Source organism: Streptomyces sp. NRRL B-24572, assembly GCF_002156145.1.
Classification (GTDB): Bacteria; Actinomycetota; Actinomycetes; order Streptomycetales; family Streptomycetaceae; genus Streptomyces; species Streptomyces vietnamensis.
In genome coordinates, this window is the sequence record NZ_MWIG01000494.1 from 1 (window position 1) to 8,309 (window position 8,309).

9 protein-coding genes are annotated in these 8,309 nt (G+C 71.4%); 4 read left to right on the plus strand and 5 right to left on the minus strand.

All coding sequences use genetic code 11. The features are described 5' to 3' along the window. Positions 1–259 precede the first annotated feature (259 nt). On the plus strand, positions 260–631 hold the full coding sequence (locus tag CCN56_RS27505; protein WP_086830638.1) for a WhiB family transcriptional regulator: 372 nt from the start codon (positions 260–262) through the stop codon (positions 629–631). Between the two features lie 93 nt (positions 632–724). On the opposite strand, the gene glpX is transcribed toward CCN56_RS27505, so the two are convergent. After that, positions 725–1,759 carry a class II fructose-bisphosphatase gene (gene glpX, locus CCN56_RS27510; protein ID WP_041131039.1) on the minus strand — a complete coding sequence of 345 codons (1,035 nt, stop codon included), beginning with the start codon at positions 1,757–1,759 and terminating at the stop codon, positions 725–727. Positions 1,760–1,876: 117 nt separating this feature from the next. On the opposite strand from glpX, the gene CCN56_RS27515 reads away from it, so the two are divergent. Next, positions 1,877–2,410: a DUF4245 domain-containing protein gene (locus tag CCN56_RS27515; protein ID WP_179200001.1), complete on the plus strand. Its 534-nt coding sequence runs from the start codon at positions 1,877–1,879 to the stop codon at positions 2,408–2,410. 73 nt (positions 2,411–2,483) lie between these two features. Here the strand turns inward: CCN56_RS27515 and CCN56_RS27520 are convergent, their stop codons facing one another. The 4 genes from CCN56_RS27520 to CCN56_RS27535 form a co-directional block, all read right to left on the minus strand. Beyond that, positions 2,484–3,074 (minus strand): malonic semialdehyde reductase, encoded by a 591-nt coding sequence (locus CCN56_RS27520; RefSeq protein WP_086830639.1) that lies wholly within the window; start codon positions 3,072–3,074, stop codon positions 2,484–2,486. A gap of 364 nt (positions 3,075–3,438) precedes the next feature. Next, entirely contained in the window at positions 3,439–3,687 is a 249-nt protein-coding gene (locus CCN56_RS27525; protein ID WP_041131041.1) for an exodeoxyribonuclease VII small subunit, read from the minus strand. 42 nt (positions 3,688–3,729) lie between these two features. Further along, positions 3,730–4,947, minus strand: a complete 1,218-nt coding sequence (xseA, locus tag CCN56_RS27530; protein ID WP_086830640.1) for an exodeoxyribonuclease VII large subunit — start codon at positions 4,945–4,947, stop codon at positions 3,730–3,732. A 31-nt stretch (positions 4,948–4,978) separates the two neighbouring features. After that, positions 4,979–6,331, minus strand: a complete 1,353-nt coding sequence (locus CCN56_RS27535) for an APC family permease (protein ID WP_086830641.1) — start codon at positions 6,329–6,331, stop codon at positions 4,979–4,981. A 54-nt stretch (positions 6,332–6,385) separates the two neighbouring features. Here CCN56_RS27535 and CCN56_RS27540 point away from each other — a divergent pair, with 54 nt between their 5' ends. Both CCN56_RS27540 and ppgK read left to right on the plus strand, forming a co-directional pair. Continuing rightward, a complete protein-coding gene (locus tag CCN56_RS27540; protein WP_078908477.1) occupies positions 6,386–7,417 on the plus strand; it encodes a 4-hydroxy-3-methylbut-2-enyl diphosphate reductase in 1,032 nt (343 codons plus the stop codon). Between the two features lie 30 nt (positions 7,418–7,447). Then, complete coding sequence (ppgK, locus tag CCN56_RS27545) at positions 7,448–8,191, plus strand: polyphosphate--glucose phosphotransferase (protein WP_086830642.1); 744 nt, start codon at positions 7,448–7,450, stop codon at positions 8,189–8,191. Positions 8,192–8,309: the final 118 nt, after the last annotated feature.

Below are 8,309 nucleotides of genomic sequence, written 5' to 3' on the forward strand. Positions count from 1 at the left end.
TCAGGGACGGCCGGCCGGGGGCGAGGGCCCGGAGGTGACGGCCCGGGGGCGGCCACCCGGGGTGACCGTCCGGAGGTGACGGCCCGGGGGCGACCGTCCGGAGGTGGTCGGTCCGGAGGTGACCCTCCGGTGGTGACCGGAATTCGCCCTCGGGTATCCGCAGTGCGGAACGGCAGGGCACGCAGTGCATAGGCGCGCGCACAGCGGGTAGGGCTGGTGCATCGCCGCTCGCTCGCGAAGCCGTCGTCAGGAGTAGACCGTGCTGCAACTGCCGCATCAGCCCCTCCAGGTCGCCGCCGTACCCTCTCAGCGCGCCCCTGCCCGGGAGGACGAGGCCGGCCCTTGGCACGCGGAGGCGGTGTGCCGCCGGGACGAGGCCGGGCTCTTCTTCGCTCCCTCCAAGGAGCCGACCGCCGCGCGACTCGCCCGCGAGGAGGCGGCGAAGCGGGTCTGCGCGCGCTGTCCGGTGATGGTCGACTGCCGGGAGCACGCGCTGCTCCAGCCCGAGCCGTACGGGGTGTGGGGCGGGCTCACGGCGGCCGAGCGCCGCGTCGTCCTCGCCCGGCGCCGCCGGCGTGAGGTGGAGCTGCGGAAGGCGGCCGCGACCGAGCGGATCGCCCAGGCGGGCTGACGGGACCGCGGAGAGCTTCCCCGCCGCCCGTACGAGAAGGGGCGCCCCCACCGCACATGGGGGCGCCCCTCTTCGTACCGTCGTGCTGAAGCGTTACTTCGCGCGGTCGAAGTCGATCTGGCTGTACGCGCGCAGCTTCGAGAGCCGGTGCGTCGAGTCGATCTGGCGGATCGTGCCGGACTTCGAGCGCATGACCAGCGACTGCGTGGTCGCCGTCTCGGCGCGGTAGCGCACCCCGCGCAGCAGCTCGCCGTCGGTGATGCCTGTCGCGACGAAGAACACGTTGTCGCCGCTGACCAGGTCGTTCGTGGAGAGCACGCGGTCCAGGTCGTGGCCCGCGTCCAGCGCCTTCTGGCGCTCGGCGTCGTCCTTCGGCCACAGCTTGCCCTGGATCACACCGCCGAGGCACTTGATGGCGCAGGCGGAGATGATGCCCTCGGGCGTGCCGCCGATGCCCATGAGCATGTCGACGCCGGTGCCCTCGCGGACGGCCATGATCGAACCGGCGACGTCGCCGTCCGAGATGAACTTGATGCGGGCGCCGGTCTCGCGGATCTCCTTGACGATGCCCTCGTGACGGGGGCGGTCCAGGATGACGACCGTGATGTCCTCGGGCGAGGAGTTCTTGGCCTTGGCGACCCGGCGGATGTTGACCGAGACGGGGGCGTTGATGTCGACGAAGTCGGCGGCCTCGGGGCCGGTGACCAGCTTGTCCATGTAGAAGACCGCGGACGGGTCGAACATGGTGCCGCGGTCGGCGGCGGCCAGGACGGCGATCGCGTTCGGCATGCCCTTGGCGTTGAGCGTGGTGCCGTCGATCGGGTCGACGGCGATGTCGACCTCGGCGCCGGTGCCGTCGCCGACCCGCTCGCCGTTGAAGAGCATCGGGGCTTCGTCCTTCTCGCCCTCGCCGATGACGACGACGCCGTTCATCGAGACGGTGGAGATCAGGGTCCGCATGGCGTTGACCGCCGCCCCGTCCGCGCCGATCTTGTCGCCGCGGCCGACCCAGCGGCCGGCGGCCATGGCGGCGGCCTCGGTGACGCGGACCAGCTCAAGGGCGAGGTTGCGGTCGGGGGCCTCGGGGGAAACGACAAGCTCGGGCGGAAGGTGATGGTGCTCGGTCATCGGTGCGCACCTTTCTGTACGGCGACGGCCGGGAAAAAGAGGGTGCTGCGACTCTATCGGTACGTCGACAAAATGAGCAGAGGGGCCCACGTATGAGCACAACACCATGATGCGACCATGGTGGGCGTGGCAGGTATGCGAGGCAGGCAGACGGTACGCGGGATGTTCCAGTCCCTCGGGGTGATCATGATCGCCGCGGGCGTGATGTATCTCTTCATCCCGCACGACGAGGACGCGGCTCCGGTCCAGGCGAAGGACTACCGGGTCGAGCTCCTCACGGCCCAGCGGGTGGCGCCGTATCCGGTGCTGGCCCCCGAGGGCCTCGGCGAGGGCTGGAAGGCGACGGTGGTCTCGTACAAGCGGGAGAAGGCCAACGCCTGGCAGCTCGGTTTCCTCTCCCCGGACACCCAGTACGTGGCCGTGAACCAGTCGACGGCCGAGCCGGGGAAGTTCGTGCCCGAGGTGACCCACAAGGCGAAGAACACCGGGAAGACCGAGACCGTGGCCGGTCGGGTCTGGCAGCGCTGGGAGGGCCCGAAGTACGACGCGCTCGTCCGCACGGAGAACGGCGCGACGACCGTGGTGACCGGCACGGCCTCCTTCGAGCGGCTGGCGGAGATGGCCGGCTCGCTCCAGGCGAAGAAGGCCTGAGCCGGGTTTCCGGGCATACGGGAAGGGCCCCGCACTCGTGGAGTGCGGGGCCCTTTCGCGTGCGCCGTCAGGCTCAGACGGTGGTGACGACCTCGTCGAAGGAGAGGCGCGGGGAGCGCGGGAACCAGGCGTCCTCGCCCGGCTTGCCGATGTTGACGACCATCAGCGGGGTGTGGTCGTCGTCCAGGAACTCCTTCTGGACGCCGGCGAAGTCCAGGCCGGTCATCGGGCCGGCGGCCAGGCCGGCGGCGCGGACGCCCACGATGAAGTAAGCGGCCTGGAGGGCGGAGTTCAGCAGCGCGGAGCCCTCACGGACCGGGCGCTCCGAGAAGAACATGTCCTTGGCCTGCGGGAAGTGCGGGAGCAGGGCCGGGAGCTCCTCGTGGAACTCGTTGTCGGCGGAGAGGATCGCGACCAGCGGGGCGGCGGCGGTCTTGGCCTGGTTGCCCTCGGCCATGTGCTTCACCAGACGCTCGCGGGCCTCGGGGGAGCGGACCAGGGTGATGCGCAGCGGGGACTGGTTGAAGGCGGTCGGGCCGAACTTCACCAGGTCGTAGATCGCCTGGATCTGCTCGTCGGTCACCGGCTCGTCGGTGAACGTGTTGGCGGTGCGGGCCTCACGGAAGAGGAGGTCCTGGGCGACGGCGTCAAGGGCGAGAGACATGCTGCGTACCTTCCGGACTGCAAAGGGGGGTCGCTCGTACAAGGTTCAAGCGATGTCTCGACAGTACGCCCAGGATTGGTGAAATTTCAACTAATCCATCCGGATAGTGATCCGCTTCACTCGGAGTCTACATGCCGGGGCGCGGCCGTGGCGGGCGTGGTCCGGGCGGGCGCCGCTCGTGCGGATTACGCCCATGTGGGGCGCTGTCCAGGCGGGTGCCGCTCGTGCCGGGGTCCGCCCGTGCGGGTGCCGTCCATGCTGGATGCCGCCCGCGTCCGCCCGGGGCCGCCCGCGTCCGCGTCCACCCGCCTCCGCCCGCGTCCACCCGGGTCCGCCCGCGTCCGCGTCCGCCCGCGCCGAGGCGCTACTCGTCCTCGTCCTCCGCCTCGGCCGTGCGCTCCGCCGCCAGTGAGGCGTCGAGCCGGGCCCGCGCGCCCTCCAGGCGGAGCCGGCACACCTTCGCCAGCTCCTCGCCGCGCTCCCAGAGCGCGAGGGACTCCTCCAGGGAGGTCCCGCCCGCTTCGAGGCGCCGGACGACCTCGATCAGCTCGTCCCGCGCCTGCTCGTACCCGAGGGCCGCCTCTTCCGCGCCCGTGTCCGTACCCGCTGCCATGTTCCGCTCCATCCTTCGTACGTATCGGTCTCTGCTGGACGCTCAGGCCGGGTCGGCCACGCGCCGCACCGTGAACTCGCCCTCGGCGACCCTGGCCCGCAGCTCCTCGCCCTCCGCGGCCTCCTCGGGGGAGCGCACCACCGCCCCGTCCGGCCGCTGGAGCACCGCGTACCCCCGCTCCAGCGTCGCGGCGGGCGACAGCGCCCGGACACGCGCCCGCGTGTGCGAGAGCTCCGAGTCCGCTCGGTCCAGAAGGTGTCCGAGGACCCGCCGGCTCCGTGCCAGGAGCGCCGCGAGCTCGTCCTCGCGGACCTCGACCATGCGGTGCGGATGCTCCATGACGGGCCGCGCGAGCGCGTGCGCAAGCCCGCGCTCCTCCCGCTCCAGGAGGCCGCGCACGGTCCGCAGTGCCCGGTCCCGCAGCCCGCGTACCCGGTCCAGCTCCTCGCCGACGTCCGGGACGACCTTCTTGGCCGCGTCCGTCGGCGTCGAGGCACGCAGATCGGCCACCAGGTCGAGCAGCGGCGAGTCCGGCTCGTGCCCGATCGCGGACACCACGGGCGTACGGCACTCGGCCACCGCCCGGACCAGCTGCTCGTCCGAGAACGGCAGCAGGTCCTCGACGCTGCCGCCGCCCCGGGCCACGATGATCACGTCCACGTCCTCGTGCGCGTCCAGCTCCTTGACCGCCTGGACGACCTGCGGGACCGCCTTCACGCCCTGCACCGCGACGTTCCGCACCTCGAAGCGGACGGCGGGCCAGCGGCGGCGCGCGTTCTCCAGGACGTCCCGCTCGGCCGCCGAGGCGCGGCCGCAGACCAGGCCGACGAGGCGCGGCAGGAACGGCAGCGGCTTCTTCCGGTCGAGCGCGAAAAGACCCTCGGAGGCCAGGCTCCGCTTCAGCTGTTCGAGCCGGGCGAGCAGCTCGCCGATCCCGACCGGCTTGATCTCCGCCGCCCGCAGCGACAGCTGCCCGCGCGGCGCGTACCACTCGGGCTTGGCGTGCACGACGACCCGGGCGCCCTCCGAGACGACGTCCGCGACCGCGTCGAAGACCTGGCGGTAGCAGGTGACGCTGATGGAGATGTCGTACGAGGGATCCCGCAGCGTCAGGAAGACGACCCCGGCGCCGGGGCGCCGCGACAGCTGCGTGATCTGCCCCTCGACCCAGATCGCCCCGAGCCGGTCGATCCACCCCCCGATCATCCGGGAGACCTCACCGACGGGAAGCGGTGCTTCTGCGGACGTAGTCAGACCCATGGACCGAGCGTAACCGCGCGGTACGACAACGTCAGGGGCGCGCGGACGTCCTCGTCGAGCCCTGGACCGCGAGGACGACGAGGCCCACCCCCAGCCACACCACGCCCACCACCTGCGCGGCGGCCGAGGCCTCGACGATCACCGCGATCAGGATCCCCGCGCCGACCACCGGCACGACGACGTGCTTCAGCCAGTGCGGCGGCCCCTCCGCCCGCCGTACGGCGAACCAGCCCACCACGCTCGCGTGCAGCAGGACGAAGGCGGTGAGCGCGCCGACGTCGACCACCGAGACCAGGTGGTCGAGGCCGTCGTCCCGGCGCGCCGCCCACAGGGCGGCGATCATCGTCACGGTCGCCGCCACGAGCAGCGCCACCCGCGGGACGCCGCCGTCGGTGCGGGCGAGCAGGTGCGGCAGGCGCCGGTCGCGGCCCATCGCGAACAGCAGCCTGCCGCCCGCCGCCTGCCCGGCGAGCGCCGCGAAGGCCGCGCCGATCGCCTTCGAGACGGCCACCAGGTCGTGCAGCCAGGTGCCGACCGACGCCTCCACGGCGTCGTAGAAGGCCGAGCCCTGCTTGGCCGGGTCGGCGGCGAGCTCGGCCGAGGAGACCGGTTGGAGGAGTGCCACCAGCCAGGTCTGGGCCACGAACAGGACGCCCGCGAGCGCCAGGCAGAACAGCACCGCCCGCGCCACCTTCCGCGAGCCGCCCGTCACCTCCTCCGCGAAGGAGGCGATCGCGTCGAAGCCCAGGTACGACAGGACGGCCACCGACACCGCGCCCACCACCGCGCCGAGCGAGAACGAGACGTCGCCGGTGAACGGCGACCACCAGTCGCGCTGCGCTCCGTCCCGTACGAGCACGACCACCGCCGAACCGACGAAGACCAGCAGGACGGCGATCTCCATCGCGAGCACCGCGAAGCCGACCCGCGCCGCCGCCCGGACGCCCCACAGGTTCAGCAGGGTGGTGACCACCACGGCGATCCCGGTCCACACCCACCGGTCCACCTCGGGGACCAGCGCCTCCATCGCGATGCCCGCGAAGAGGTAGGCGACGGCCGGGATCAGCAGGTAGTCGAGCATCGCCATCCACCCGGCGATGAAACCCGGCCCTTCGCCGAGGCCCTTGCGCGCGTACGTGAAGACGGAACCGGCCTGCGGCGCGACCCGCACCATCTGGGCGTAGCTGAACGCCGTGAACGCCATGGCGACCGTGGCCACGACGTACACCAGTGCGACGGCCCCGTGCGACTTCGCGTCGAGCGTGCCGAAGACGCCGACCGGCGCCATGGGGGCGATGAACAGCAGTCCGTACACGACGAGGTCGCGGAATCCGAGATTCCGACGCAGTCCCTCGTGCTCCGCCACCTGCGTCTCCTCAGCCATGGCGCCAGTTTCGGCCACGGTGCCGCTCCAACCGCTCACCGACGCGGCCTTACGATGGGACGCATGACTGCAACGCCCGCGCCGACGCCCGATTCCGCCTCCGCGACGAACCGCCCGAAGCGTGTCCTGCTCGCCGCCCCCCGCGGCTACTGCGCGGGCGTGGACCGTGCCGTGATCGCCGTGGAGAAGGCCCTGGAGCAGTACGGTGCGCCGATCTACGTCCGGCACGAGATCGTCCACAACAAGTACGTGGTCCAGACGCTGGAGCGGAAGGGCGCGATCTTCGTCGACCAGGCGACCGAGGTGCCGCCGGGCAACATCGTGATGTTCTCCGCGCACGGCGTCGCCCCGACCGTCCACGAGGAGGCCCGCGTGGGCCGGCTCGCGACCATCGACGCCACCTGCCCGCTGGTCACCAAGGTCCACAAGGAGGCCGTCCGCTTCGCCAAGGACGACTTCGACATCCTCCTCATCGGCCACGAGGGCCACGAGGAGGTCATCGGCACCTCCGGCGAGGCCCCCGACCACATCCAGCTGGTCGACGGCCCGGAGGACGTGGCCAAGGTCGAGGTCCGCGACCCCTCCCGGGTCGTCTGGCTCTCCCAGACCACGCTCTCGGTCGACGAGACGATGGAGACCGTCGACGCGCTGAAGGAGAAGTTCCCGCAGCTGATCTCCCCGCCGTCCGACGACATCTGCTACGCCACGCAGAACCGCCAGACCGCCATCAAGGAGCTCGCCGGCCAGGCCGAGCTGGTGATCGTCGTCGGCTCGAAGAACTCCTCCAACTCGATCCGCATGGTCGAGGTCGCCAAGCAGGCCGGCGTCCCCGCCGCGTACCTGGTCGACTTCGCCAGCGAGATCGACGAGGCCTGGCTGGAGGGCGTCACCAGCGTCGGCCTCTCCTCCGGCGCCTCCGTCCCGGACGTCCTGGTGCAGGAGGTCCTGGAGTGGCTCGCCGAGCGCGGCTACGCGGACGTGGAGATCGTCAAGACGGCGGACGAGTCCCTCACCTTCTCGCTGCCCAAGGAGCTCCGGAACAAGGACCTGCGGGCCGAGGCGGCGGCCCTGCTCGAAAACGAGTGACGCAGCGCCCCGGCCCGTAACGTTGGGTCCATGAACGTCTTCGGAGTGGACATCGGCGGCTCGGGCATCAAGGGCGCCCCCGTGGACCTGGAGCGCGGCACGCTCGCCGAGGAGCGCCACAAGGTACTGACCCCGCAGCCCGCCACACCCGACGGTGTGGCGGGCCGCGTCGCGGAGGTCGTGGAGCACTTCGGCTGGACGGGACCGGTGGGAGTCACCTTCCCCGGCGTCGTGACGGGCTCCACCGTCCGTACGGCCGCCAACGTCGACAAGTCCTGGATCGGCGTCGACGCCGGCACCCTGCTGAGCGAGCGTCTCGGCGGGCTCCCGGTGACCGTCCTGAACGACGCGGACGCGGCCGGGATCGCGGAGGTGACCTTCGGCGCGGGCCGGGGCCGCAAGGGCACGGTGATCCTGCTGACCCTCGGCACGGGCATCGGCTCGGCCCTCTTCGTCGACGGCCGGCTCGTCCCCAACACCGAGCTGGGCCACCTGGAGCTCAAGGGCCACGACGCGGAGACCCGCGCCTCGATGAAGGCCAAGGAGGACGAGGACCTCAGCTGGGAGCACTGGGCGACCCGGCGGCTGCGCAAGTACCTCGCGCACGTGGAGATGCTCTTCTCGCCGGAGCTGTTCATCATCGGCGGCGGCGTGAGCCGCAAGGCGGACAAGTTCCTGCCGCTGATCGAGGGCATCCGCGCGGAGATCGTCCCGGCGGAACTCCAGAACAACGCGGGGATCGTGGGGGCGGGGATGGCGGCGGGCGCGGCCTGAGGATCCGGGATCCAATATCCGGCATACGAATTCTGGACATTGGATCCGAGCTACAGGATCCGGGATCCGGGCTACAGGATCCGAGTCACAGGATCATGGATCCGAGATCCGAGATCCG